Raw genomic sequence first — 23,922 nt, 5'->3', positions numbered from 1 at the left:
CCTACCTGCATTTGCTCAGGATCTCGTCGACGACGCGCGGGATCGGTGCAGTGGCGTCGATGATGATGCCACTCTTCGGAATGTCTTCTTTCGTGGCATGCAATCGCGCGACAAGGTCCCGTTCGATCCAGCGTCCGCCCCACTCGTTTTCCGGTCTCGAGGCAAGCCGCCGGTTCAACGTGTCGAGATCGACGTCGAGCACAAAGACCCCGTCAAACAGATGGATGAAGCGGGGGAAATTTCTGGACCCGCCACAGAAGAAGGACATCGCATTGGTCTCGTCGGCAACCAGGGCTCTGACCTTGTCGACGTCCCAGATGTGATGCTCGTGCGCAAAGCCATCCACCGGTTCACCGGTTTTCGGATCGCCCTGATACGACAACTCCCTGTCGCCGTTGATCGCATGGTAGCCGCGCCGTCGCAGCTCGTCGCAGACTGAGGTCTTGCCTGTGCCGGAAACGCCTTCGACCAGATAGTTTCTGACACCCATTTCCACTCAGATCCTGCGTCGCACGGCGAGCTTAAGCCGCTCGCCGGAAAGCCGGCAATGGCCACGACCGCCTTGCGGCGTCCGCTTCTGGCGCCCTCCAGCCCATTGCCGAAGCGGAGCAGCAGCTCTGAACCCGACAAGGGATTTAATATTGTCCGAGGCGACCCTCGCCCGCTGATCGGCCCATATCGGCGATGTCCTCTGCCAGGCTCTGGAATTGCCGGCCCAGTTCTTCGGCCAGCACCTGAATGTGCGGGGCCGCCGCCCGGTCCCGGTGGACGAACAGTCCGATCTCGCTGCCCGCCAGCCCCGGCTCCATCAGCGGCACGCAGACCAGCTCGCCGCTTCGGATCTCGTCGACGAAGCCGGTCGGGGTGAAGAAGCCGATGCCGAGGCCGGAACGCATCGCCGCCTTCATCACGGTCAGCGAATTCGACAGGATGCGGGCGGTGAACTGGGCGCCGCTGTGGATGAACTCGCTCTCCGACACCGCGTCGAGCAGCCAGGGGTCGTTCAGCATCACCACCGGATAGTCGGCGCATTGCGTCAGGGTGACGCCCTCGGCCGAGGCCAGCGGATGGTCCGGCCGCATGATCGCGCCCAGCGCGGTGCGCAGCCGGGCCGTCAGCTCGTAGCTGCGCTGGCGCCGGTCGATGAACAGCAGCGCCAGGTCGGGCCGGCCGGCGCGCATCTCCTCGACATGCTCGGCCGGGTCGGCGTCGATGACGCGGAAGGAGATGTGCGGGTGCTGCATGGCCACCGCCTCGATCGCCCGCGGCACCACCCGAACCAGCAGCGACGGGATCGCCACCACCCGCACCTCGCCGTGCAGGTCGCCGGACAGGGCAGCGATGTCGTTGCAGGTGCGCTGCCACTCCGCCAGCGTGTGCCGGGCGTGGCGCAGCAGGTGCTCGCCGGCCGGCGTCAGGCGGACGCCGTTGCCGCGCCGCTCGAACAGCGCCGCGCCCATTTCCGCCTCCAGCTTCAGGATCTGCCGGTTGACGGCGGAGGAGGCGACGTTCAGCGCCTCCGCCGCCCGGCGGATCGAGCCCAGCCGCGCGACATGGTCGAGATAGCGCAGCACCACCGCATGCATGCCGGTCGCCCCCTGAAGCCCGTCCTTGGGTGATGCCGAAAAGGCATCACCTCGCGCGAAATTCTATTCTTCCGAAGCGCGCCGAAGCACCCATAAAGTTGTGGATCCGAGCGCGGACCGGTCGCCCCAGGAAGCCACGACGAGCGACACCGCCAAGAGCCGCATCGGCAGGGAAGCTCCGGGTCCATTGCGACCCCAAAGAGGAGATGGCTTCATGGCGACGACGCTCTCCGCCAGCCGGCGAGATGTGCTCAGGACCGGTCTGGCGCTGGCCGGCGGGCTGGCCTGCCCCACGGTGATTCCCCGTTTGGCCCGGGCCGCCTCCGGCACCCGACACATCAACATGCAGCTCGGCTGGCTGGCGAATGACAACCAGCTGGGCGAGATCGTGGCCAAGCGCCTCGGCTATTTCGACGAGGAGAAGATCGACTTCGCGATCCAGCCGGGCGGGCCCAGCATCGACGGCGTCGCCATCGTCGCCTCCGGCCGGTTCGAGATCGGCCAGGTCTCCTCCAGCCCCTCGCTGCTGCTGGCGGCGTCGCAGGGCATCCCGGTGAAATGCTTCGCCGTCGGCGCGCAGCAGCACCCCTACAGCTACTTCTCGCTGCCGGCGGCGCCGGTCCGCTCGGCGCAGGACATGGTCGGAAAGAAGGTCGGGGTGCAGGCCACCGGCCGGATCCTGCTGTCGGCCCTGCTGCGCAAGCACGGCATCGCCGAAAGCGACGTCGAGGTCGTGGTGATCGGCGCCGACATGTCGCCGCTCTTGACCGGTCAGGTCGACTGCATCACGGGGTGGGAGACCAACCGCACCGCGCTGAAGGTGCTGGGCCCCGACATGATCACCATGCGGCTGTGGGACCAGGGCGTGCGGCTCTACGCCATGCCCTACTACGCCACGGCCGAGACCATCGAAAGCCAGGGCGACCTGCTGGCCGGCTTCCTGCGCGCCGCCGGCCGCGGCTGGCAATATGCGCGGGAGAAGCCGGAGCAGGCGGTCGACCTGTTCCTGCAGGAATATCCGGACGCGGTGCGCGAGGACGAGCTGGCGGCCTGCAAGACCCTGCTCGACTACGTCTTCACCGAGAAGACCAAACAGGATGGCTGGGGCTGCTTCGATCCCGCGGTGTGGCAGGAGCAGATCGACCTCTATGCCGGGCTCGACCAGTTCTCCGCCGGCACGCCGCCGATCGACGCGGTGATGACCACCGCAGTGCTGGACGCCACCCGCGGCAACCGTCCGAAGATCGGCTGAGGGGAAGCGCGCCCATGCCCGCCATCGCCCTGGACCGCGCAGTCCGCATCGAGCCGCCCGCCGCCGCCCCGGCCGCGGAGCCCGCCATCCGCCTGGACCGGGTGACGGTCCGCTTCACCACCGAACGCGGCACCGTGACCGCGCTGGAGGGCATCGACCTGACGGTCCGGCCCGGCGGCTTCGTCACCCTGCTGGGCCCGTCCGGCTGCGGCAAGTCCACCCTGTTGCGGGTGGTGGCCGACCTGATCCCGCCGACCAGCGGCGCCGTCCGCGTGCTCGGCGGCAGCGCCTCGGCGGCGCGCGAGCGGCGCGATATCGGCTTCGTGTTCCAGGATGCGGCCCTCTTGCCCTGGCGCACGGCGCTGCAGAATGTCGAGCTGCCGCTCGAGGTCGGCCGCGCCCGCCCTGGCAAGCGCAGCCCGCGCGAGCTCTTGGACCTGGTCGGCCTCGGCGGCTGGGAGAACGCCTTCCCGCACGAGCTGTCGGGCGGCATGCGCCAGCGCGTCTCGATCGCCCGGGCGCTGGCCAACGACCCGAAGCTGCTGCTGATGGACGAGCCCTTCGGCGCGCTCGACGAGATCACCCGCGACCGGTTGAACGAGGAGCTGCTGCGGGTGTGGGAGGAGACGGGCACGACCATCCTGTTCGTCACCCATTCGATCTACGAGGCTGCCTTCCTGGGGCAGGAGGTGCTGCTGCTGGCCGCCCGGCCCGGCCGGGTGCGCGAGCTGGTGCCGGTCGACCTGCCGTCGCCGCGCCGCATCCTGGTGCGCGAGACCCGGGAGTTCGTCGACCTCGCCGCCCGGCTGCGGCGCGTGCTGGAGGCCTGCTGATGGTCGCGCCCGCCACCGACACCTTGCCCATGGCCGGCGCCTTCGCCGAGGATGCCGAGGCCCAGGCCGCCTTCGCCGGCACGCAGCGCTTCCTGGCCTGGCGCCGCCGCCTGCTGCCGGTCCTGGCCGTGGCCGCGATCCTGGTGCTGTGGGAGATCGCGGTGCCGCTGTTCGGCATCAAGCCCTTCATCGCCCCGGCGCCCAGCGCCGTCGCCAAGGTGCTGGTCGCCAAATCCGGCATGCTGCTGTCGAATCTGGCGCCGACCGCGATCGAGGCGGTGCTGGGCTTCCTGCTGGGCAACGCCGCGGCGATCCTGATCGCGGTCGCCTTCGTCTGGAAGCGGACGCTGGAGGAAGCGTTCTTCCCGGTCGCGGTGATGGTCAACACCATCCCGGTGGTGGCCAAGGCGCCGATCCTGGTGCTGCTGCTGGGCAACGGCATGGAGCCGAAGATCGCCATCGCGGCGCTGATCTGCTTCTTCCCGACCCTGGTCAACATGACCCGCGGCCTGCGCGACGTCAGCCCGCAGCAGCTGGAGCTGATGCGCATCCTGTCGGCCTCGCCGCGCGAGGTGTTCGTCAAGCTGCGCCTGAAGAATGCGCTGCCCTACCTGTTCTCGGCGCTGAAGATCGCGGCGTCGACCGCGGTGATCGGCGCCATCGTCGGCGAATGGATCGGCGCCACCAAGGGCATCGGCGCACTGATCATCCAGGCGACCTACAACTTCGACTCGCCGCTGCTCTACGCCACCATCGTCGTCGGCTCGGTGTTCTCGGCCACCTTCTTCGGCGTGATCAGCTGGGCCGAGCACCGCTTCCTGAAATGGAACGTCCACGCCGCCTGACGCGCGGTCCCACCTCCCGACCTCATTCCGGAGCCCGCGAGCATGGCCACGTCCTCTGACACCATTGTCGAACCCGAAGGCCGGATCCCGGTCGCGGCGCGCGCCGACCTCGTCGTCGTCGGCGGCGGGCCGGCCGGCATCTCCGCCGCCGTCGCTGCTGCCCGCAACGGCCTGTCGGTGATCCTGCTCGAACGCTACGCCTATCTCGGCGGCCTCGCCTCGGGCGGCATGGTCCTGGTGCTGGACGACATGAGCAACGGCGCCGAGATCAGCGTCCGCGGCCTGTGCGGCGAGATGATCGATCGGATGGAGCGGATCGGCCTGTGCGTCGCGCCGCCGGAGGCCGATCGCCGGTCGGACCCGGCGATGTGGCGGAAATGGTCGCGCTGGGGCGTGTTCGACTTCCACTCCCACATGAAGCCGCAGCCGATCTGCTACGCCGCCGCCTTCGACCCCGACGGCTACAAGCGCGTCGCCAACGACCTGGTGCGCGAGGCCGGGGTCACCCTGCGGCTGCACAGCTGGTTCTCGCGCGCCATCGTCGAGGACGGGCGCATCACCGGCGTGATCTGCGACAGCAAGGAAGGCCGCCAGGCGATCATGGGGGCGGTGGTGATCGACGCCACCGGCGACCTCGACGTCGCCGCCTCGGCCGGCGCGCCCTTCATCCATGGTGCCTTCATCGTCACCACCGTGTTCCGCCTCGGCGGCGTCGACACCGAAGCGGCCGAGCGTTTCGAATACGAGGAGCCGGAGGCCTTCGCCGCGCTGGACCGCGAGGCCAAGCGGATCATGGGCGGGTCCTGGGACAAATGGTGGCTGAAGACGCCGCTGGCCGGGCTGGTCTGGTGCAACTGCCCGCACATGGCCGGCTTCGACGGGCTGAAGGTCGACGACCTGACCCGCGCCGACTTCCAGGGCCGCGACCGGATCGCCGCGCTGGTCGCCTATGCAAGGGAGAAGATGCCGGGCTTCGAGAACGCCTTCGTGGTCGATGTGGCGCCCCAGGTCGGCGTGCGCCAGAGCCGCCTGCTGGACGGTGTCCACGTCGTGTCGAAGGAGGACGTGACCCAGCGCCGCCACTTCGCCGACAGCATCGCCCGCGGCCGCGACTACTACACCCCGTACCGGTCGCTGCTGCCCCGCGACGTGTCGCAGCTGCTGGTCGCCGGTCGCCACTACTCCGCCACCTCCGCCGCCCAGCGCATCTCGCGCGAGATCCCGCCCTGCATGGCGATGGGCGAGGCCGCGGGCGTGGCGGCGGCGCTGGCGGTGCAGGCCGGCGTCGGCGTCGACCGGGTGGACGTCGCCCGGCTGCAGGCCACGCTGCGGGCCCAGGGGGCCGATCCGGGCGACCGGCCGGCGGCCAATGCGCAGGTGGCGGAAGCCGCGGAATAGGGGAAGCAGCATGCAAAGCGACGGGATTCAGCCGCTGTCCGGCATCCGGGTGATCGACTTCTCCCAGGTCATGCTCGGCCCCAGCGCCACCCAGGTGCTGGCCGATTACGGCGCCGACGTGATCAAGATCGAGCGGCCGGGCGCCGGCGACCTGTCGCGCAGCTCGATCCCGGACGACCCGGACGGGCCGAACAACCCGGTGTTCCGCAGCCTGAACCGCAACAAGCGGTCGATCGCGCTGGACCTGCGCCAGGACGAGGGCAAGCAGGTCGTCTACGAGCTGATCCGGGGCGCCGACATCGTCGTGAACAACTTCCGCGCCGGGGTGATGGAGCGGATGGGCTTCGGCTACGCCCGGCTGGCGGAGATCAACCCGCGCATCATCTGCGCCTTCGGCTCCGGCTTCGGCCAGGCCGGGCCGCTGGCCTACAAGGGCGGCCAGGACATCCTGGCCCAGGCCCTGTCCGGCGTGATGATGCGGAAGTGCAACGACGACGAGCCGCTGACCATCTACGCCACCTCGCTGTGCGACTACTCCGCCGGCATGCATCTGGTGCAGGCGATCCTGCTGGCCCTGCTGCAGCGGGAGAAGACCGGCCGCGGCCAGCAGGTCTCGGTGTCGCTGTTCGAATCCATGCTCGCCATGCAGATGCAGGAGGCGGCGATGTGGCTGCAGCGCGGCCGCGACTTCAGCTGGGGCGCCTATCCGCTGACCGGCGCGTTTCCCACCACCGACGGCGCCGTCGTCCTGGTCGGCGCCTTCAAGGCCAATCCGCTGCGCGACATCTGCGCCGCGCTGGGCCTGCCCGATCTGTCGGCCGATCCGCGCACTGCCGACTTCGCTGGCCAGGTCAAGCACAAGGCCGAGCTGCAGGCGCTGTTCCGCGAGCGCTTCGCGACCGATACGACGGAACACTGGCTGGCCAAGCTGGACGAGCAGGACCTGCTCTGCGCCCCGGTGCTGACGCTGTCCGACGCGCTGGTGCACGAGCAGACCAAGGCCAATGGCAGCGTGGTGTCGCATGAGCCGGGCGACCCGCTGGCGCTGATCGGCAGCCCGCTGACCATGGACCCGTCGGCCTTCCGCATCCGCCACGCCCCGCCGGGGCTGGGCGCCGATGGCGACGCGGTGCTGGCCGAGGCCGGCTTCCCGGCGTCGCGGATCCGGGCGCTGCGCGAGGCGGGGGTGCTGTCATGACGGTGCGCTTCACGGTCGAGGGCGAGATCGCCCGCGTCACCCTCGACCGGCCCGACCGGATGAACGCGGTCGACCGGGCGACGGAGGCGGAGCTGATCCGGATCTGGGAGGAAATCGAGCGCGACCGCTCCATCCGCGCCGTGGTCCTGACCGGAGCCGGCGACCGCGCCTTCTGCACCGGCGCCGACATGAAGGACGGATCGGGCGTCAGCGGGCTGGACTACTGGGCTGCGCCGCGCCCGGGCGGCTTCGGCGGCATCGCCTTGCGCGAAACCTTGGACATCCCGGTGATCGCCCGGGTCAACGGCCACGCCTTGGGTGGCGGCATGGAGATGGTGCTGGGCTGCGACATCGTCGTGGCCTCGACCGCCGCGAGCTTCGGCCTGCCGGAGCCGCGCGTCGGGCGGCTGGCGCTGGACGGCGGCATCGCCCTGCTGCCCCGCCGGCTGAGCCACGTCCAGGCCATGGGCCTCCTGCTGACCGGCCGCCGCATCGGCGCGGAGGAGGCGCTGCGGCTGGGCCTGGTGAACGAGGTGGCGGCGCCGGAGACGCTGGACGCGGCGGTCGACCGCTGGGTCGCCGACATCCTGGCCTGCGCCCCGCTGTCGGTGCGCGCGGTCAAGCAGATGGTGCGGGCGGGGGCCGGCCTGACCGCCGCCCAGGCCCAGGCGCTGCGCCTGCCGGCGTTGGTCGAGGCGCTGCGATCGGCGGACCAGGAGGAGGGCGTGAGCGCCTTCCGCGAGAAGCGCCCGCCGCGCTGGCAGGGGCGGTGAGGGGGCGCAATGACCCATATCATCGCCTCGGCCTGCATCGACGTGAAGGATGGTGCCTGCCAGAAGGTCTGCCCGGTCGACAGCATCTATGAGGGCGGGCGGATGATGTACATCCACCCCGAGGAATGCATCGACTGCGGCATCTGCCTGTCGGTCTGCCCGGTGCAGGCGATCTTCGCCGATGACGCGCTGCCGGCGGCGGAGGCGGCGTTCCGCTCTGCCAACGCGGAGTTTTTCGGCCCTGCCGTGACCGGATGGGGCGCCCCCGGCGGCGCCGACGGGAAGCACGTCAGCGTGCTCGACCATCCTGAGGTCGCAGGACGTCGCCGCGACACGGCTGTCGCCGGCCAGGACCAGTAGTGCAACAGAATGAGAACTCCGGGGCTCCGGTGGATGTCCGCTGTGGAGAGGTCGGCGCGGCGTCCGCAGCCCTTCAGGGGAGGAAGCCGCGGTCAGCCCGAGCGGTGCCGGCCAGTTGAGACGAGGTTATGGGGATATCGGTCCGCGCCGGGCCCTGAGGGGTTGGCGTGGTGGCGATGCGGCCGTGGTCGGCGATCAGCGCCCGGAGGAGGTCGAGATCGATCGCGCGGGAGCCCTTGGCCAAGAGGCCGTAGCGGCGGATGCGGTGGAAGCCCCACCGGCCCCCGGTCCTTTTTCTCACCCTTCGCGAACAAGCCTCGAGCCGGCATCGGAGCCAGCGAACTCGATGTGCAGTTGCATTAACTGGCGATAATGTTTATGATATGTTCCATGGACACGGCGCAGACCGATCCGATGTCGGAGGCCCCGGACACAGGGTAACAGCGTAGGTTGGGTTCGCGTTGGCGAACCCAACATCCCGCCGCTACCGCGGCCCCCGATCCTGTTGGGTTCGCGTGCCGCGAACCCAACCTACGAAACCTCGTTGCGCAGCCTTCCCCTCCTTCGCCGGAGGGCGGAGGGGTCCTGCGCGCGTCCGCGCGCCTATGGCTGAATCAGGCGTCACCCGGCCGGGACCGGGTCGTCCTCGAACAGGCCGGTCGGCAGCCCGTCGATGCTGCGGGTGTTCTTCTGCCGGCGATAGGCCTCCAGCCCCTCCTGCTTCTCCTTCGCCTCGGCCCAGCGTGCCAGGGTCGGCCGTTCGCCGGCATGGTCGAACAGCGGCACGCCGAAGCCGCAGGAGGTCTGGACCAGATCGATGTCGAGCCAGATCATCTGCCGGGCGCCGACCGGCTCCGCGCCGCCATATTCCGCCGCCAGCAGGCGGGCATAGTCGGGGCCGCCGCGGCGCAGCACCCGGCCGGCGCCGTACAGCCGCAGGATCATCGGCGCGCCCTCGAAAGCGCAGAACATCAGGGTCAGCCGGCCGGCGGCGCGCAGATGCGCCGCGGTCTCGTTGCCGCTGCCGGTCAGGTCGAGATAGACCACCGCGTTCGGCCCCAGCACCCGCAGCATGGCGGTGCCGCGGGGCGAGACGTTGACCCGCCCGGCGGCGGCGGCGGAGGCGGTGAAGAACACCCGCTGGCGCAGGATGAACTCCCGCAGGGCCGGCGAGATCTCCGGGAACTGCTTGGCCATGGCTCCTCCTCCCGCGAGCGGGTGGGCGACTACACCTCGCCGGCCTCGCTGTTGCGCGGCGCCGCCGGCATGCCGATGGCGTGGTAGCCGGCGTCGACATGGTGCACCTCGCCGGTGACGCCGGTCGACAGCGGCCCCAGCAGGTAGAGGGCGGCGCCGCCGACCTCGTCCAGGGTGACGTTCTTGCGCAGCGGGCTGTTCTGCTGGTTGAAGCGGAACACGTAGCGCGCATCGCCGATGGCGCTGCCGGCCAGGGTGCGCATCGGGCCGGCCGAGATCGCGTTGACCCGGACCCCCTGCGGGCCCAGATCCGCCGCCAGGTAGCGCACGCTGGCCTCCAGCGCCGCCTTGGCCACGCCCATGACGTTGTAGTTCGGCATCACCCGTTCGGCGCCGAGATAGGTCAGCGTCAGCAGGCTGCCGCCGTTCGGCATGATCGCCGCCGCCTGCTTGGCCAGCGCGGTGAAGCTGTAGCAGCTGATCCGCATGGTGCGGCTGAAGTTGTCGGCCGTGGTGTCGAGGTAGCGGCCTTTCAGCTCTTCCTTGTCGGAATAGGCGATGGCGTGGACCAGGAAGTCGATCGACCCCCATTCCGCGGCCAGCCGCTCGAACAGCGCGCTGATCGTGTCCTCGTCCTCGACGTCGCAGGGGGCCAGGAAGCTGGCGCCGATCGACTGGATCAGCGGCTCGACCCGCTTGCGGAAGGCGTCGCCCTGGTAGGTGAAGGCCAGCTCCGCCCCCTCGCGCGCCAGCACCGAGGCGATGCCCCAGGCGATCGAGTGGTTGTTGGCGACGCCCATGATCAGGCCGCGCTTGCCGGCCATCAGGCCGGTGCCGCGGCGTTCGGTCGTAGAGGAGGTCATGCAGCGTACCGCTTGAAGACGAGCGTCGCGTTGGTGCCGCCGAAGCCGAAGCTGTTGGAGAGCACGCAGTTCAGCCCGGCGTTGTCGATCCGCTCGCGCACGATCGGGAAGCCCTCGGCCGCGGGGTCGAGGTTCTCGATGTTGGCGCTGGCGGCGATGAAATCGTGCTTCAGCATCAGCAGGGAATAGATCGCCTCGTGCACCCCGGCCGCGCCCAGCGAATGGCCGGACAGCGACTTGGTCGAGTTGATCCTGGGGGCGCGGTCGCCGAACACCTCGCGGATCGCGCCCAGCTCGGTGACGTCGCCGACCGGGGTCGAGGTGCCGTGGGCGTTGATGTAGTCGACCGGCCCGTCGACCGTGGCCAGCGCCTGGCGCATGCAGCGCACCGCGCCCTCGCCCGACGGCGCGACCATGTCGTAGCCGTCCGAAGTGGCGCCGTAGCCGACCAGCTCGCCATAGATCCTGGCGCCGCGCGCCTTGGCGTGCTCCAGCTCCTCCAGCACCACGGTGCCGCCGCCGCCGGCGATGACGAAGCCGTCGCGGTCGCGGTCATAGGCGCGGCTGGCGCGCTCCGGCGTGTCGTTGAAGCGCGAGGAGAAGGCGCCCATGCTGTCGAACAGCACCGACAGGGTCCAGTGCAGCTCCTCGCCGCCGCCGGCGAAGACGATGTCCTGCTTGCCCCACTGGATCAGCTCGGCGCCGTTGCCGATGCAATGCGCCGAGGTCGAGCAGGCGGAGGAGATCGAGTAGTTGACGCCCTTGATCTTGAAGGGCGTCGCCAGCGTCGCCGAATTGGTCGACGACATGCAGCGCGGCACCATGTAGGGGCCGATGCGCTTCGGCCCCTTGTCGCGGGTGATGTCCGCGGCGTCGACCTGGTTCGAGGTCGACGGCCCGCCGGACCCCATGATCAGCCCGGTGCGCTCGTTCGAGACGTCGCTCTCCTCCAGCCCGGCATCGGCGATGGCCTGGGCCATGGCGATGTGGTTGTAGGCGGCGCCCGGTCCCATGAAGCGCAGGATGCGCCGGTCGACATGGTCGGCCGGGTCCAGCTTCACCGTGCCGTGGACGTGGCAGCGGAAGCCCAGCTCCTTGTACTCTGGGGCCGCGACGATGCCCGAACGGCCCTCGCGCAGGCTGGCGGTGACCTCGTCCTGGTTGTTGCCGATGCTCGAGACGATGCCGAGCCCGGTGACGACGACGCGACGCATGGTGGTTCTCCGCGGTTCGTCAGAACGCTTCGGTCGACGTGAACAGGCCGACCCTCAGATCCTTGGCCTCGAAGATGATCTTGCCGTCGACGGCGACGTTGCCGTCGGCGATGCCCAGCACCAGCTTGCGGTTGATCACCCGCTTCAGGTCCAGGCGGTAGGTGACGAGCTTGGCGTCGGGCAGCACCTGGCCGGTGAACTTCACCTCGCCGGTCGACAGCGCCCGGCCTTTGCCCGGTGCGCCGGTCCAGCCGAGATAGAAGCCGAGCAGCTGCCACAGCGCGTCGAGGCCGAGGCAGCCCGGCATCACCGGGTCGTTCTCGAAATGACAGGCGAAGAACCACAGGTCCGGGCGGATGTCGAACTCGGCCACGGCCTCGCCCTTGCCATGGGCGCCGCCGTCGTCGTTGATGGTGGTGATCCGGTCCATCATCAGCATGGGCGGCAGCGGCAGCTTGGCATTGCCAGGGCCGAACAGCTCGCCATGCGCGCAGGACAGCAGGTCTTCGTAGGTGTAGCTCGATTTACCGGTCACGGCCGCGTTGGCGCCTTCCATGGTCTCACCGACGCGCGCGACTGTAGCGTTTTTTCGGGTGGGCACAAGCCGCGAGTCGGGCCGTGGCGACGGCTCTTCGACGTAGATGCGGGCTATGGTCGCGGCGAACGGGCATTGCCTGCGGCCGCCCGGCACCCTAGCTTCGGGGGATCACGGCAAACTGGACCCGCGCATGACCGTCTGGCGGACGACCCTTCTGGCCTCCTGCGTCGCGGCGACGGCGGTGCTGCGGCCGCCGGCCGCCGAGGCCGCCACCGATCCGCGCACCGTCTCGGGCGCCTATCTCGCCGGCGCCCATGCGCTGGCCGCGCGCGACCTCTCCTCCGCCGGCCGGTTCTTCAGCCAGGTGCTGGCGACCGACCCGGACAACCTGGCGCTGCTGCGGCGCAGCTTCACCCTGACCCTGGCCGGCGGCGATGTCGAAGGCGCCGCCAAGCTGGCCCAGCGCCTGGACACGGCGGACACCGCCGACCAGCTGGTCCGCATCACCCTGATCCTGCACGACGCCAAGGCCGGCAAGTGGCGCGACGCCCTGGCGCGGCTCAAGGCGATGGAGACGGCGGGCACCGCCCGGTCGGTCACCCCGATCATCGCCGCCTGGCTCCGGGTCGGCGCCGGCGACGGCAAGGCGGCGCTGTCCAGCCTCGACCCGCTCCTGAAGCAGCCGCGGCCGGACGCGCTGGCCTCGATCCAGAAGGCGCTGCTGCTCGACACTCTCGGCGACCTCGATGGCGCCCGGGCGGCCTATGAGGCGCTGGGCGAGATGGGCGGCACGGTGCGGCTGGTCGAAGGCCTGGCCGGCGTCTATCAACGCCAGGGCCAGCGCGACAAGGCGCGCCAGCTCTACAGCGCCTTCGCCGACCAGAACGGCGACAACCTGCTGCTCGAGCCGGCGATCCAGCGCCTGGACAAGGGCGACCGGCCGCAGCCGATCATCGGCAGCCCGGCCGAGGGGCTGGCCGAGGCCCTGTTCTACATCGCCAGCGCCGTCAGCCAGGACCGCGACGCCGAAGGCGGCGACACAGCGCTGATCTACACCCGTCTGGCGCTGTATCTGCGGCCCGACTTCCCGGTGGCGCAGATGCTGCTGGGCGACATCCTGGCCGGGCAAGACCAGTACCGGAACGCGATCGCCGCCTATGACTCGCTGCCGGACGGCACCCCGGCCGGCTGGATGGCGCGGCTGCGCGAGACCCTGGCCTATGAGGGGCTGGAGGAGTTCGACCAGGGCATCGCGCTCGCCTCCGACCTGGTGTCGGAACGGCCGGACAGCCCGGCCGGCTATCTCCGCCTCGCCGACCTGTACCGTGCGAAGCAGGACTTCGCCTCCGCCGTTGTCGCCTATGACGACGCGGCGCGCCGGCAGAAGCGGCTGGAGGAGGTGGACTGGACCTTCCTCTACCGCCGCGGCATCGCGCTCGAGCGCGCCGGCCGCTTCGACCGGGCGGAGCAGGATCTGCGCCGTGCCATCGGGCTGAACCCGGAGCACGCCAACCTCTTGAACTATCTCGGCTATTCGCTGCTCGACCGCGGCAAGGCCCTGAAGGAGGCGGAGGATCTGATCCGCAAGGCCGTCGACCTGTCGCCGAACGACGGCTACATCATCGACAGCCTGGGCTGGGTCTATTACCGCACCAACCAGATGGACAAGGCGGTGGAGACGCTGGAGAAGGCGATCTCGCTGAAGCCCGAGGACCCGACCATCAACGACCATCTCGGCGACGCCTATTGGCGGGTCGGCCGCAAGCTGGAGGCGCGCTACCAGTGGGAGGCGGCGCTGCGCACCACCGAGGGCGACCCGCCGAAGGACAAGATCGAGGCCAAGCTGGCCAACGGCCTGCCCGCCCAGGAAGCCTCGGCCCCGGTCAAGTCGAACTGATCGTGGCGCGGGACGTCTGGTCCGGCATCGCGCCGGCCAAGGTCAATCTCTACCTCCATGTCGTCGGCAAGCGCGCGGACGGCTACCACCTGCTCGACAGCCTGGTGGTGTTCGCCGATGTCGGCGACCGGCTGACGCTGGAGCCGGCGGAAGCGCCGCGCCTGGCCGTCACCGGTCCCTTCGCCGGCGCCATCCCGCCGGGCGACGACAATCTGGCGCTGCGCGCGGTGCGGCGCCTGGCGGCCGCGGCCGGGCGGCCGGACGGCATCGCCGTCACCCTGGACAAGCGGCTGCCGGTGGCGGCCGGGATCGGCGGCGGCTCGGCCGACGCCGCGGCGGTGCTGCGCGGCCTCGCCGTGCTCTGGGACCTCGCGCCGGGTGACTCGCGCCTGCTCGAGGTCGCGGCCGGGCTCGGCGCCGACGTCCCGGTCTGCCTCGCCGGCCGCACCGCCTGGCTCGGCGGCGTCGGCGAGCGGCTGGAGCCGGGGCCGGACCTGGCCAGCGTGCCGATCCTCTTGGTCAATCCCGGCGTGCCGCTGTCGACGCCCGACGTGTTCCGGGCCCGGCGCGGCGGCTTCTCGGCCGAGGCCCGCTTCGCCGAGACACGGCCGAATCTGGATCGGCTCTGCGCGCTGCTGGCCGGGCGCGGCAACGACCTGGCGGCGCCGGCCATGTCCTTGGCGCCCGTGATCGGCGAGGTGCTGGCGGCGCTGGCGGCGCAGCCGGGCTGCCGCCTGGCCCGGATGTCGGGCAGCGGCGCCACCTGCTTCGGCCTGTTCGACAGCCCCGCCGCAGCGAAGGCCGCCGAGACGGTATTGGCCGGCCGCGGCTGGTGGTCGGCGGCCGCGGCGCTGCTGTAACCGGTCGCAGGCGGCCGGAATGATCGGCGCTGGCCGGGCGGGGCCCGTGCTGGTATGAAGCGCGGTCGCGCGGGATCGACCGATCCGCGAGATCGATAGGACGCAGCCCGCCATTGGCGGCGGCTGCCGGGAATGCGGATGACCGACGCTCTTTCCGCCGCGCCCGCCCGGCCCGGATCCACGGGATCCGCCGGCTGGCTGCGGCTCGGCACCCCCCAGGGGGCGATGTTCTGGCTGATCCTGCTGGGCGGGCTGCTGCGGCTCGCCCTGTCCTGGGCGCTCGGCTACGGCAACGGCGAATCCTACTACGTCGCCACCGCCCGCTTCTGGGCGCTCAGCTACTTCGACCAGCCGCCGCTGTTCCTGTGGCTCACCCACGCCATGATCGGGCTCGGCGACGCCGAGCTGTGGCTGCGCCTGCCCTATGTGCTGATGTTCGGCGTCTCGACCTGGCTGATGTACCGGCTGGGCGCCTATCTGTTCGGCGCCTGGGCTGGGGTCTGGGCGGCGCTGCTCTTGAACCTCTCGGCCGTGTTCTTCCTCAGCGTCGGCAGCTGGGTGCAGCCGGACGGGCCGCTGTTCCTGTTCCTGCTGGCCGCGGCCTGGTGCGTCGCCCGGGTGGTGGTGCCGGAGCCGGAGACGGTATCGCCCCGCGCCGCCTGGGGCTGGTGGCTCGCCGCCGGGGTCTGCTTCGGCCTGGCGCTGCTGTCGAAATACCACGCCGTGCTGATCATGGCCGGGCTGCTGCTGTTCCTGCTGACCACGCCGGGCCGGCGGCGCTGGCTGGCCCATCCGGCGCCCTGGATCGCGGTGGTGGTCGCCTTCGCCATCTTCTCGCCGGTGCTGATCTGGAACGCCGAGAACCAGTGGGTCTCTTTCCTGTTCCAGAGCGGCCGCAGCTCCGGCGGTCGGATCCGGCTCGACTGGCTGGGCCAGAACATCGGCGGCCAGGCGATCTGGCTCCTGCCCTGGATCTGGCTGCCGATGATCTGGGTCTTCGTCGCCGGCCTGTTCCGCGGTCCGAAGGATCTGCGCGGCTGGTTCCTGGTCAGCCTCGCCATCATCCCGATCCTGCTGTTCACCGCGGTCGCCTCCTGGGCCAAGGTCGGCGCTCATTTCCACTGGCAGGCGCCGGGCTACCTGCTGCTGTTCCCGCTGCTCGGCGCCGCCACGGCGCGGTGGCTCGACGCCGGCAGCCGGGCCGCCCGGATCTGGCTCAAGGCCTCGGGCATCGCCACCGTCGCCGTGCTGGTCAGCCTCGGCAGTCATGCCGCCACCGGCTGGGCGCGGGCGCTGCCCGGGCTGGGCCCGACCGAGATCTGGGACCCGACGCTGGAGGGGCTGGACTGGACCGATCTGCAAGCCGCGGCGCAGGAGCGCGGCTGGTTCGACCGGCCCGGCCTGTTCGTGGTCGGCACCCAGTGGCACCAGGCCGGCAAGATCGACGTCCAGCTCGGCGACAGGCTGCCGGTGCTGTGCCTGTGCCGCGACCCGCGCAACCTGGCCTTCGGCTGGAACCAGATGGATTTCGCCGGCCATGACGCGGTGATCATCGGCCAGGACGAGTTCCTGAAGGATTTCGACGAGCGCTGGCGGCCCTATTTCGCCTCGGTCGAGCCGCAGCCGGACATCATCGTCCATCGCGGCGGCCGGGCCGAGCTGACCCTGCACGTCTACACCGCGCGCGGCTTCAAGGCGCCCTGGCCGCTGCCGCTGCCGCCGAACGCACCGTGGGAAACCGCGAAGTGATGCGCTACGAACTTGCGATCATCGTCCCGACGCTGAACGAGGTCGGCAATGTCGGGCGGCTGGTCGAGCTGCTCGACCAGGCCCTGGCCGGCGTCGCCTGGGAGGTGATCTTCGTCGACGACGATTCGACCGACGGCACCGCCGAGGCGGTCTACAAGATCGCCGAGACCCGGGACAATGTGCGCTGCCTGAAGCGGATCGGCCGGCGCGGCCTGTCCTCGGCCACGGTCGAGGGCATGATGGCGACCGGCGCGCCCTATCTCGCGGTGATGGACGCCGACCTGCAGCATGACGAGACGCTACTGCCGAAGATGCTGGCGCGGCTGAAGGCCGACACGCTCGACATCGTCGTCGCCAGCCGCTTCCTGCCGGGCAGCGATCTCGGCACCTTCTCCGAGAAGCGCGAGCGCCTGTCCGGCCTCGGCATCCGCCTCGCCCGCATGGTGGTGCCGCGTGAGCTGACCGACCCGCTCAGCGGCTTCTTCATGCTGCGCCGGCCGCTGATCGAGGAGGTCGCGGACCGGCTGAACGGGCAGGGCTTCAAGATCCTGCTCGACATCTTCGCCTCGGCCGGGCGCCCGCTGCGCTTCGCCGAGCTGCCCTTCGTCTTCCGCAGCCGGCTCAGCGGCGAAAGCAAGCTGGACTTCGCCGTGAGCCTGGAATTCCTGATGCTGATCTTCGACAAGCTGCTGGGCGGCACGGTCCCGGCGCGTTTCATCCTGTTCGTCATGGTCGGGCTGTCCGGCGTGGCGGTGCAGCTGGCCCTGGTCGGGCTGTTCCTGCACGCCTTCGCCTGGGACTTCTACTGGGCCCAGGCGGTGGCGACGGTCGGGGCGATGACCTCGAACTTCGCCCTCAACAACCGCATCACCTACCGCGACAAGCAGCTGCGCGGCCGCGACTTCCTGCGCGGTCTCCTGTCCTTCTACGCCGCCTGCGCCATCGGCGCCGTGATCAACCTGCAGGTGGCGGAGTTCCTGTTCGAGCAGCAGGTGCCCTGGGCCCTGGCCAGCTTCCTCGGCGCCGCCCTGTCCTCGGTCTGGAACTTCGGCGTCACCTCGACCTTCACCTGGAGCAAGCGCCACCGCCCGCGCACCCAGGCGGCCGGGGAATAGCGGCCGCCTGGGTTTCGTTCAGCACATCGCCGGCTCGGTCTCGCGCCGGAACGACCGGAACAGCTCGCCGACGCTGCGGGTGCCGGTCTCGACCAGGTCGAAGCGGCGGCCGAAGCGGATCCAGTCGACCATCAGCCCGACCATCAGGCAGGTCAGGGTGCTGGCCGCCACCTCGGGCGGCCAAGCCGGGCTCAGCCGGCCGGATTCCCGTGCCATCCCGAAGGCCCGGCTCATGGTCGCGCGCATGTGGTCATGCGCTTCGCGCTGGCGGGCCAGCGCCGCCAGCATCTCGCCGACATATTCGCAGCGGCAGGTCAGGATGGTGAAGACGCGCTGGCGCTGCTCGTCCTCGGTCAGAGCGACGAAGCTCTCGACCATCGCCTGCTCGATCAGCCCCAACGGGTCGGGATGGCCATCGGCCATCGCCCGCTCGACGATGTCCTCCGCCGGCAGCTTCACCCGCTCGTGCAGCGCCTCGAACAGCTCGACCTTGTTCTTGAAGTGCCAGTAGATGGCACCGCGGGTCACCCCGGCGGCGTTGGCGATCAGCTCCAGCGAGGTGCGCGACACCCCGTCGACGAAAAAAAGCCGCTCCGCTGCGTCCAGAATCTTCTGCCGGGTCTCTTCCGCCTCGGCCTTGGTGCGGCGTGCCATGTCCCTATTCCTCTCCCCCTTTTTGCTCTTTACATACGTCCAAGTATGTATATAAGTCCATCCCTGCATGATGTCCCGGAGGCCCCGGGATGTGTGCGGTGCAAAAGAATCCGACAGCGGGAAGGGGTTGTCGTGAGCTCAGCCATCCGGGATTCGGGGTGCTCCCCGACACGATTCCGTCTTTCCGGGGACCGGCTGCCGCGACTTTCCCGGTAACAAATCTTAATACGTCGGCTCGGCCTCCGCCATTGCCCAGGCGGCCAAGAGCAGGCATTCTGGGGGTGCGCCGATATGGCGGTGTGGGGGCCGGATGAAACGTCGAGGGGATCTTCCGCATCCCTGATACATACATTCTGGAATGTATGTAAAGCAACCCTGCGCTGCAGACTGTCGCTCGAATATTTGTGCAGTGCAAAAAACTCTCAGGCAAAGGTGCGGTCACCGTGAGCAAGACGTCTTCTCTTCGCGCCGTCGCATTGGCCGTTACCCTGGCTGCCGCGCCGATTCTCGCATCTTGCAACGAAAACACCGGTGAAGCCCAGGCCCAGACGCAATCCGCGCCTCCGCCGCCGGAGGTGACGGTGCAGGAGGTGGCGGCCGGCCCGGTGCCGTTGACCTATACCTATGCCGCCCGGGTCTCGGCCTTCCGCGAGATCGAGGCGCGCGCCCGCGTCGGCGGCATCCTCTTGAAGCGCGACTACACCGAGGGCGAGCGGGTGACGGAGGGGCAGGAGCTGTTCCGCATCGACCCCGCCACCTACCAGGCCGAGGTGGCGCGCGCCCAGGCCCAGCTGCAGCAGTCCCAGGCCCAGCTCGCCAACGACCGGATCAACGCCGAGCGCGCCGCCAAGCTGTTCGCCGCCCGCGCCGGGTCGGAGCGGGACCGCGACGACGCCGCGGCCCAGGTGCGCACCGACGAGGCGGCGGTGGCCGCCGCCCAGGCGCAGCTGAAGACGGCGCAGCTCAATCTCGACTACACGACGGTCACGGCGCCGCTCGGCGGCATGACCAGCATCGAGGAGGTGCCGGAGGGCAGCCTGATCAGCGCCAACGGCCTGCTGACCCGGATCACTCAGCTCGACCCGGCCTATGTCAGCTTCTCCTTCAGCGACGCCGATTTCGCCGAGATCCGGCGGCTGCTCGACGAGGGTAAGGCCGACGGGCCGAAGGACCGCCGCTTCCCGGTGTCGGTCAAGCTCGGCGACGGGCGGACCTATGACCATGGCGGCGCCATCAACTTCACCGACAGCATCGTCGACGACCAGACCGGCACGATCCGCGCCCGCGCCATGCTGCCGAACGCCCAGGGCCTGCTGATGCCGAACCAGTTCGTGCGGGTCACGGTCAGCGGCCTGACGCTGAAGCAGGGCATCGTGGTGCCGCAGGTGGCGGTGATGCAGGGCCCGCAGGGTCCCTTCGCCTATGCCCTGGGCGAGGGCAACAAGGCCGAGGCCCGACCGCTGACGCTCGGCCGCGAGGTCCAGGGCGGCTGGCTGGTCGAGAGCGGCCTCAAGGCCGGTGACCGGATCATCACCGAAGGCGTGATCAAGGTCCGGCCCGGCAGCCCGGTGCGGCCGTCCGAGGCCAAGGTCGCGCAGGTGACCCCGTGATCTCCCGCTTCTTCATCGACCGGCCGGTCTTCGCGGCCGTCCTCTCGATCGTCATCACCCTGGCCGGGCTGGTGGCGATGCGGGTGCTGCCGATCGCGCAGTATCCGGAGATCGTGCCGCCCGAGGTGACGGTCTCGGCCAGCTATTCCGGCGCCAGCGCCGAGACCGTGGCCCAGACCGTCGCCGCGCCGCTGGAGCAGCAGATCAACGGCGTCGACAACATGCTGTACATGCGGTCGACCAACACCGGCGACGGCACCATGACGCTGACCGTCACCTTCAAGATCGGCACCGACCCCGATCAGGCGACGATCAACGTCAACAACCGCGTCCAGCGCGTGCTGCCGACCCTGCCGCAGGAGGTGCAGCGCACCGGCGTCCGCGTCGACAAGAAGTCGAGCTCGATCCTGCAGGCGGTGATCCTGCACGACGAGAGCGGGCAGTACGACCCGATCTACCTGAACAACTATGCGCTCCTGAACGTCATCGATGACCTCAAGCGCGTGCCCGGCGTCGGCGACGCCTCGCTGTTCGGCGCCGGCAAGGACTATTCGATGCGGATCTGGCTGCGGCCGGACAAGCTGGCGCAGTACAACCTGACGCCCAGCGACGTCTCCGCCGCGATCCAGGAGCAGAACGCCCAGTTCGCCGCCGGCCGCTTCGGCGAGGAGCCGGACGCGAACGGCCTCGCCTTCACCTATTCGGCGACGACCGACGGCCGCCTGCCGAACGCCGAGGCCTTCGAGAACATCATCCTGAAGTCCGACAGCAACGCGGCGACGCTGCGGCTGAAGGACGTGGCGCGGGTCGAGCTCGGCGCCCAGGCCTACAACTCCGCCGCCAACTACAACGGCAAGCCGGCCGCCGCGATCGGCATCTATCTGCAGCCCGGCGCCAACGCGCTGGAGACGGCGGAAGGCGTGAAGGCACGGATGGAGGAGCTGAAGCAGGCCTTCCCCGACGGCATCACCTATGCCATCCCCTACGACACCACCCGTTTCGTCCAGGTCTCGATCGACGAGGTGATCAAGACCTTCATCGAGGCGATGGTCCTGGTCGTGCTGGTGGTCTTCGTCTTCCTGCAGAACCTGCGGGCGACGCTGATCCCGGTGATCGCGGTGCCGATCTCGATCCTCGGCACCTTCGCCGGGATGTATATCCTCGGCTTCTCGATCAACCTGCTGACGCTGTTCGGCCTGATCCTCGCCATCGGCATCGTCGTCGACGACGCGATCGTGGTGCTCGAGAATGTCGAGCGCATCATGCGCACCGAGAAGCTGCCGCCGAAGGAGGCGGCGCGGAAGGCGATGGACGAGGTCTCGGGCCCGGTCATCGCCATCGTCCTGGTGCTGTGCGCCGTGTTCGTGCCGGTCGCCTTCATGGGCGGGCTGGCGGGCGAGATGTACCGCCAGTTCGCCGTCACCATCGCGGTGTCGGTCACCATCTCGGGCATCGTCGCGCTGACGCTGACCCCGGCGCTGTGCGCCCTGATCCTGAAGCCCGGCCACCACGAGCCCGCCCTGCCGTTCCGCTGGTTCAACCGGGTGTTCGACGGCATCACCTCGGCCTACACCGCCGGCGTGCGCTTCTTCCTCAAGCGCTTCGCCATCGGCCTCCTGCTGTTCGCCGGTTTCGCCGGGGTGGCGGGCTACCTGTTCCAGAAGATCCCGGGCTCGCTGGTGCCGGACGAGGACCAGGGCTACCTGATCGTCGCCGCCTTCCTGCCGCCCGCCGCCTCGCTGGAGCGGACCGAGAAGGCGCTGTCCGAGGCGACCCAGAACATCCTGAAGCACCCGGCGGTCAGCGAGAGCATCGACGTGCCCGGCTTCGACCTGCTGTCGGCGGCGCAGAAGACCTATGCCGGCGTCGTCTTCGTGCCGCTGAAGGACTGGTCGCAGCGCACCGACTCGGCGATGGACGCGCGCAACCTGCCGGGGCCGTTCATGGGCATGAACGCCGGCATCAAGGACGCGATGGTGCTGGCCTTCAACCCGCCGCCGATCATGGGCATGAGCACGACCGGCGGCTTCGAGGCCTATGTCCAGGACCGCACCGGCGCCGGCTATCCGGCCCTGGCCGAGGCGACACAGAGGCTGGTCGAGGCCGCGGCCAAGCGGCCGGACCTGGCCGGCGTACGGTCGATGTTCAACATCGCCATCCCGCAGTACAAGCTCGACGTCGACCGCGAGAAGGCGCGGGCGCTGGGCGTGCCGATCTCGTCGATCTTCGACGCGATGCAGGCCACCTTCGGCAGCCTCTACGTCAACGACTTCACCCTGTACGGCCGCAACTACCGCGTCAGCCTGGCCTCGGAGGGCGATTTCCGCCAGCGGCCGGAGGATCTGAAGCAGGTCTTCGTCCGCGCCGACGGCGGCGCCATGATCCCGATCGACGCGCTGGTGAAAAGCCGGCGGATCGTCGGCCCCGATCAGGTCGAGCGTTTCAACATCTTCCCGGCGGCGAAGATCATGGGCGGCCCGGCCCCCGGCTTCTCCTCCGGCCAGGCGATCGCGGCGATGGAGCAGCTGGCCAAGGAGGTCCTGCCCCAGGGCTATGCCCTGGCCTGGACCGGCTCGGCCTTCCAGGAGCAGTCGGCCGGCGGTTCCGGCAACCAGGCGCTCCTGTTCGGCCTGGTCATGGTGTTCCTGATCCTGGCGGCGCAGTACGAGCGCTGGACGCTGCCGATCGCGGTGCTGACGGCCGTGCCCTTCGCCCTGTTCGGCGCATTGGTCGCGGTGTGGCTGCGCGGGCTGCAGAACGATGTCTACTTCCAGATCGGCTTGGTCACCCTGATCGGCCTCGCCGCCAAGAACGCGATCCTGATCGTCGAGTTCGCGGTCCTGAAGCGCGAGGAGGGGATGAGCGCCTTCGACGCGGCGCTGGAGGCGGCGAAGCTGCGCTTCCGGCCGATCGTCATGACCTCGCTGGCCTTCATCCTGGGCTGCCTGCCGCTCGCCATCGCCAGCGGCGCCGGGTCGGCCAGCCGCCACTCGATCGGCACCGGCGTGATCGGCGGCATGCTCGCCGCCACCGTCATCGCCACCTTCTTCATCCCGATGTTCTACCGGCTGATCGCCTGGCGCGATCGCAAGAAGCCGGCAACGGAAGCGGGGCCCGCCTTCCCCCAGGCGGAGCATCCGTGAGACGGGGCCGCCCCACGGCCCCGCCTCGGTCCCGGTCGTCATTGCTGCCCCTCGACGACCGGGACTCCTAACCGGACGGGGCGCGGACCGCAACCCGCGCCCCGTCCGTCGCTCCTCCGAAACGCCCGTGTCCCTCCTTGCACGGCTCCTGTTGCGGCTGCGGCGCGCTTGTGCTGCGCTGACGGCGCGGGCGACTTGAGGGGGGCAAGGTGGAGTATTTCATCTACTGCCGGGACAAGCCGGGCACCCTCGAGTTGCGCCGGCAGCTGGTCGAAGCCCACTGGTCCTTCATGGACAGGTATGCCGAGGGCATGGTCGCACGCGGACCAACCCTGGCGGAAGACGGCGACACCCCGACCGGCAGCGTCCACATCGTCGACCTGCCCGATGCCGAAGCGGCGCGGGTGTTCGCCTATGAGGAGCCGAACCACAGGGCCGGCGTCTACGCCGAAATCATGGTGAGGCGCTGGCGGAATGCGCTCGGCCGCAGGATGTGGGCGTTCAAGGGCGATCCGGATGCCAATCCGCGTTTCCTCGTCATCGCCCATGGCCGGCCGGGCGCAAGCGCGGTTGCCGACAGCCTGGCCGAAGCCCACCGCGCCTTCATGGCCGAGCATGACCGGCGGAATCGCCTGATCGTGGGCGGGCCGCTGCTGTCCGACGATGGTTCGGCCCGGGTCGGCACCGCCCTGATGGTCGAGCAGCCGTCGCGTCCTGCCGCCGAGGCCATGCTCGCTGCCGACCCCTATGCGACGGCCGGGATCTACGAGCGGGTCGAGATCCATCGCTGGCGGTTCGGCGGCCGGCCCGACGGCATCCACGTCCTCTGAGGACCGA

The 23,922-nt window shown here is 69.8% G+C and carries 21 protein-coding genes; 14 read left to right on the top strand and 7 right to left on the bottom strand.

Translation table 11 applies throughout. The features are described from left to right. Position 1: 1 nt before the first annotated feature. Together ACFW16_RS08475 and ACFW16_RS08470 are read right to left on the bottom strand one after the other, a co-directional pair. Complete coding sequence (locus tag ACFW16_RS08475) at positions 2-490, bottom strand: AAA family ATPase (RefSeq protein WP_380303781.1); 489 nt, start codon at positions 488-490, stop codon at positions 2-4. Positions 491-635: 145 nt separating this feature from the next. After that, a complete protein-coding gene (locus tag ACFW16_RS08470; protein WP_380303779.1) occupies positions 636-1,586 on the bottom strand; it encodes a LysR family transcriptional regulator in 951 nt (316 codons plus the stop codon). Between the two features lie 214 nt (positions 1,587-1,800). Here ACFW16_RS08470 and ACFW16_RS08465 point away from each other — a divergent pair, with 214 nt between their 5' ends. Genes ACFW16_RS08465 through fdxA form a run of 7 tightly spaced genes read left to right on the top strand, consistent with a single transcriptional unit; the run spans position 1,801 to position 8,245 of the window. Continuing rightward, positions 1,801-2,838, top strand: coding sequence for an ABC transporter substrate-binding protein (locus ACFW16_RS08465; protein WP_380303777.1), 1,038 nt, complete (start codon positions 1,801-1,803; stop codon positions 2,836-2,838). A 14-nt stretch (positions 2,839-2,852) separates the two neighbouring features. Further along, the gene (locus ACFW16_RS08460; RefSeq protein WP_380303775.1) at positions 2,853-3,671 is read left to right on the top strand and encodes an ABC transporter ATP-binding protein; all 819 of its coding nucleotides are present in this window, start codon (positions 2,853-2,855) and stop codon (positions 3,669-3,671) included. Continuing rightward, positions 3,671-4,516, top strand: a complete 846-nt coding sequence (locus ACFW16_RS08455; RefSeq protein ID WP_380303773.1) for an ABC transporter permease — start codon at positions 3,671-3,673, stop codon at positions 4,514-4,516. The genes ACFW16_RS08460 and ACFW16_RS08455 overlap by 1 nt, the downstream gene beginning before the upstream one ends. 42 nt (positions 4,517-4,558) lie before the next feature. Further along, on the top strand, positions 4,559-5,914 hold the full coding sequence (locus tag ACFW16_RS08450) for an FAD-dependent oxidoreductase (protein WP_380303771.1): 1,356 nt from the start codon (positions 4,559-4,561) through the stop codon (positions 5,912-5,914). A 10-nt stretch (positions 5,915-5,924) separates the two neighbouring features. Continuing rightward, positions 5,925-7,112, top strand: coding sequence for a CaiB/BaiF CoA transferase family protein (locus tag ACFW16_RS08445; protein WP_380303770.1), 1,188 nt, complete (start codon positions 5,925-5,927; stop codon positions 7,110-7,112). Beyond that, the gene (locus tag ACFW16_RS08440; protein WP_380303768.1) at positions 7,109-7,885 is read left to right on the top strand and encodes an enoyl-CoA hydratase-related protein; all 777 of its coding nucleotides are present in this window, start codon (positions 7,109-7,111) and stop codon (positions 7,883-7,885) included. Before ACFW16_RS08445 ends, ACFW16_RS08440 begins: the two co-directional genes overlap by 4 nt. 9 nt (positions 7,886-7,894) lie before the next feature. Then, a complete protein-coding gene (gene fdxA, locus ACFW16_RS08435; RefSeq protein WP_380303766.1) occupies positions 7,895-8,245 on the top strand; it encodes a ferredoxin in 351 nt (116 codons plus the stop codon). Between the two features lie 621 nt (positions 8,246-8,866). Here the strand turns inward: fdxA and ACFW16_RS08430 are convergent. The 4 genes from ACFW16_RS08430 to fabA are packed head-to-tail and all read right to left on the bottom strand — an operon-like array spanning position 8,867 to position 12,075. Next, positions 8,867-9,442 (bottom strand): pyridoxamine 5'-phosphate oxidase family protein, encoded by a 576-nt coding sequence (locus ACFW16_RS08430; protein WP_380303764.1) that lies wholly within the window; start codon positions 9,440-9,442, stop codon positions 8,867-8,869. Positions 9,443-9,471: 29 nt separating this feature from the next. Next, positions 9,472-10,305, bottom strand: coding sequence for an enoyl-ACP reductase FabI (fabI, locus tag ACFW16_RS08425; protein ID WP_380303763.1), 834 nt, complete (start codon positions 10,303-10,305; stop codon positions 9,472-9,474). Further along, complete coding sequence (gene fabB, locus ACFW16_RS08420) at positions 10,302-11,519, bottom strand: beta-ketoacyl-ACP synthase I (RefSeq protein ID WP_380303761.1); 1,218 nt, start codon at positions 11,517-11,519, stop codon at positions 10,302-10,304. Before fabB ends, fabI begins: the two co-directional genes overlap by 4 nt. A 19-nt stretch (positions 11,520-11,538) precedes the next feature. After that, positions 11,539-12,075 carry a 3-hydroxyacyl-[acyl-carrier-protein] dehydratase FabA gene (fabA, locus tag ACFW16_RS08415; protein ID WP_380303759.1) on the bottom strand — a complete coding sequence of 179 codons (537 nt, stop codon included), beginning with the start codon at positions 12,073-12,075 and terminating at the stop codon, positions 11,539-11,541. 172 nt (positions 12,076-12,247) lie between these two features. Between fabA and ACFW16_RS08410 the strand changes: the two genes are divergently transcribed. The 4 genes from ACFW16_RS08410 to ACFW16_RS08395 all read left to right on the top strand — a co-directional run bounded on the left by ACFW16_RS08410 (position 12,248) and on the right by ACFW16_RS08395 (position 17,678). After that, positions 12,248-13,954 carry a tetratricopeptide repeat protein gene (locus ACFW16_RS08410; RefSeq protein ID WP_380303757.1) on the top strand — a complete coding sequence of 569 codons (1,707 nt, stop codon included), beginning with the start codon at positions 12,248-12,250 and terminating at the stop codon, positions 13,952-13,954. 2 nt (positions 13,955-13,956) lie between these two features. Further along, positions 13,957-14,814, top strand: coding sequence for a 4-(cytidine 5'-diphospho)-2-C-methyl-D-erythritol kinase (locus tag ACFW16_RS08405; RefSeq protein WP_380303755.1), 858 nt, complete (start codon positions 13,957-13,959; stop codon positions 14,812-14,814). 138 nt (positions 14,815-14,952) lie between these two features. Further along, complete coding sequence (locus tag ACFW16_RS08400; RefSeq protein WP_380303753.1) at positions 14,953-16,563, top strand: glycosyltransferase family 39 protein; 1,611 nt, start codon at positions 14,953-14,955, stop codon at positions 16,561-16,563. Beyond that, positions 16,563-17,678, top strand: coding sequence for a glycosyltransferase (locus tag ACFW16_RS08395; RefSeq protein WP_380303751.1), 1,116 nt, complete (start codon positions 16,563-16,565; stop codon positions 17,676-17,678). The genes ACFW16_RS08400 and ACFW16_RS08395 overlap by 1 nt, the downstream gene beginning before the upstream one ends. Positions 17,679-17,696: 18 nt before the next feature. Here ACFW16_RS08395 and ACFW16_RS08390 read toward each other — a convergent pair whose 3' ends face one another. Continuing rightward, positions 17,697-18,332: a TetR family transcriptional regulator gene (locus ACFW16_RS08390; protein ID WP_380303749.1), complete on the bottom strand. Its 636-nt coding sequence runs from the start codon at positions 18,330-18,332 to the stop codon at positions 17,697-17,699. A gap of 581 nt (positions 18,333-18,913) precedes the next feature. On the opposite strand from ACFW16_RS08390, the gene ACFW16_RS08385 reads away from it, so the two are divergent. From ACFW16_RS08385 to ACFW16_RS08375, 3 genes are all read left to right on the top strand, one after another. Beyond that, complete coding sequence (locus tag ACFW16_RS08385; protein ID WP_380303747.1) at positions 18,914-19,942, top strand: efflux RND transporter periplasmic adaptor subunit; 1,029 nt, start codon at positions 18,914-18,916, stop codon at positions 19,940-19,942. Beyond that, positions 19,939-23,085: an efflux RND transporter permease subunit gene (locus ACFW16_RS08380; RefSeq protein ID WP_380303745.1), complete on the top strand. Its 3,147-nt coding sequence runs from the start codon at positions 19,939-19,941 to the stop codon at positions 23,083-23,085. The genes ACFW16_RS08385 and ACFW16_RS08380 overlap by 4 nt, the downstream gene beginning before the upstream one ends. Positions 23,086-23,294: 209 nt before the next feature. Next, positions 23,295-23,915: a YciI family protein gene (locus ACFW16_RS08375; RefSeq protein ID WP_380303743.1), complete on the top strand. Its 621-nt coding sequence runs from the start codon at positions 23,295-23,297 to the stop codon at positions 23,913-23,915. The last annotated feature ends 7 nt before the right edge of the window (positions 23,916-23,922 follow it).

The sequence above is a fragment of the Inquilinus sp. NPDC058860 genome, assembly GCF_042743185.1.
GTDB lineage: Bacteria > Pseudomonadota > Alphaproteobacteria > DSM-16000 > Inquilinaceae > Inquilinus.
The sequence above is the reverse complement of the archived record's forward strand: the minus strand, read 5'-3'. Positions and strand labels throughout refer to the sequence as shown.

Coding starts and splice junctions, on each gene's coding strand:
- ACFW16_RS08475 (WP_380303781.1), bottom strand. CDS start 490: ATGGGTGTCAGAAACTATCTGGTCGAAGGCGTTTCCGGCACAGGCAAG.
- ACFW16_RS08470 (WP_380303779.1), bottom strand. CDS start 1,586: ATGCATGCGGTGGTGCTGCGCTATCTCGACCATGTCGCGCGGCTGGGC.
- ACFW16_RS08465 (WP_380303777.1), top strand. CDS start 1,801: ATGGCGACGACGCTCTCCGCCAGCCGGCGAGATGTGCTCAGGACCGGT.
- ACFW16_RS08460 (WP_380303775.1), top strand. CDS start 2,853: ATGCCCGCCATCGCCCTGGACCGCGCAGTCCGCATCGAGCCGCCCGCC.
- ACFW16_RS08455 (WP_380303773.1), top strand. CDS start 3,671: ATGGTCGCGCCCGCCACCGACACCTTGCCCATGGCCGGCGCCTTCGCC.
- ACFW16_RS08450 (WP_380303771.1), top strand. CDS start 4,559: ATGGCCACGTCCTCTGACACCATTGTCGAACCCGAAGGCCGGATCCCG.
- ACFW16_RS08445 (WP_380303770.1), top strand. CDS start 5,925: ATGCAAAGCGACGGGATTCAGCCGCTGTCCGGCATCCGGGTGATCGAC.
- ACFW16_RS08440 (WP_380303768.1), top strand. CDS start 7,109: ATGACGGTGCGCTTCACGGTCGAGGGCGAGATCGCCCGCGTCACCCTC.
- fdxA (WP_380303766.1), top strand. CDS start 7,895: ATGACCCATATCATCGCCTCGGCCTGCATCGACGTGAAGGATGGTGCC.
- ACFW16_RS08430 (WP_380303764.1), bottom strand. CDS start 9,442: ATGGCCAAGCAGTTCCCGGAGATCTCGCCGGCCCTGCGGGAGTTCATC.
- fabI (WP_380303763.1), bottom strand. CDS start 10,305: ATGACCTCCTCTACGACCGAACGCCGCGGCACCGGCCTGATGGCCGGC.
- fabB (WP_380303761.1), bottom strand. CDS start 11,519: ATGCGTCGCGTCGTCGTCACCGGGCTCGGCATCGTCTCGAGCATCGGC.
- fabA (WP_380303759.1), bottom strand. CDS start 12,075: ATGGAAGGCGCCAACGCGGCCGTGACCGGTAAATCGAGCTACACCTAC.
- ACFW16_RS08410 (WP_380303757.1), top strand. CDS start 12,248: ATGACCGTCTGGCGGACGACCCTTCTGGCCTCCTGCGTCGCGGCGACG.
- ACFW16_RS08400 (WP_380303753.1), top strand. CDS start 14,953: ATGACCGACGCTCTTTCCGCCGCGCCCGCCCGGCCCGGATCCACGGGA.
- ACFW16_RS08395 (WP_380303751.1), top strand. CDS start 16,563: ATGCGCTACGAACTTGCGATCATCGTCCCGACGCTGAACGAGGTCGGC.
- ACFW16_RS08390 (WP_380303749.1), bottom strand. CDS start 18,332: ATGGCACGCCGCACCAAGGCCGAGGCGGAAGAGACCCGGCAGAAGATT.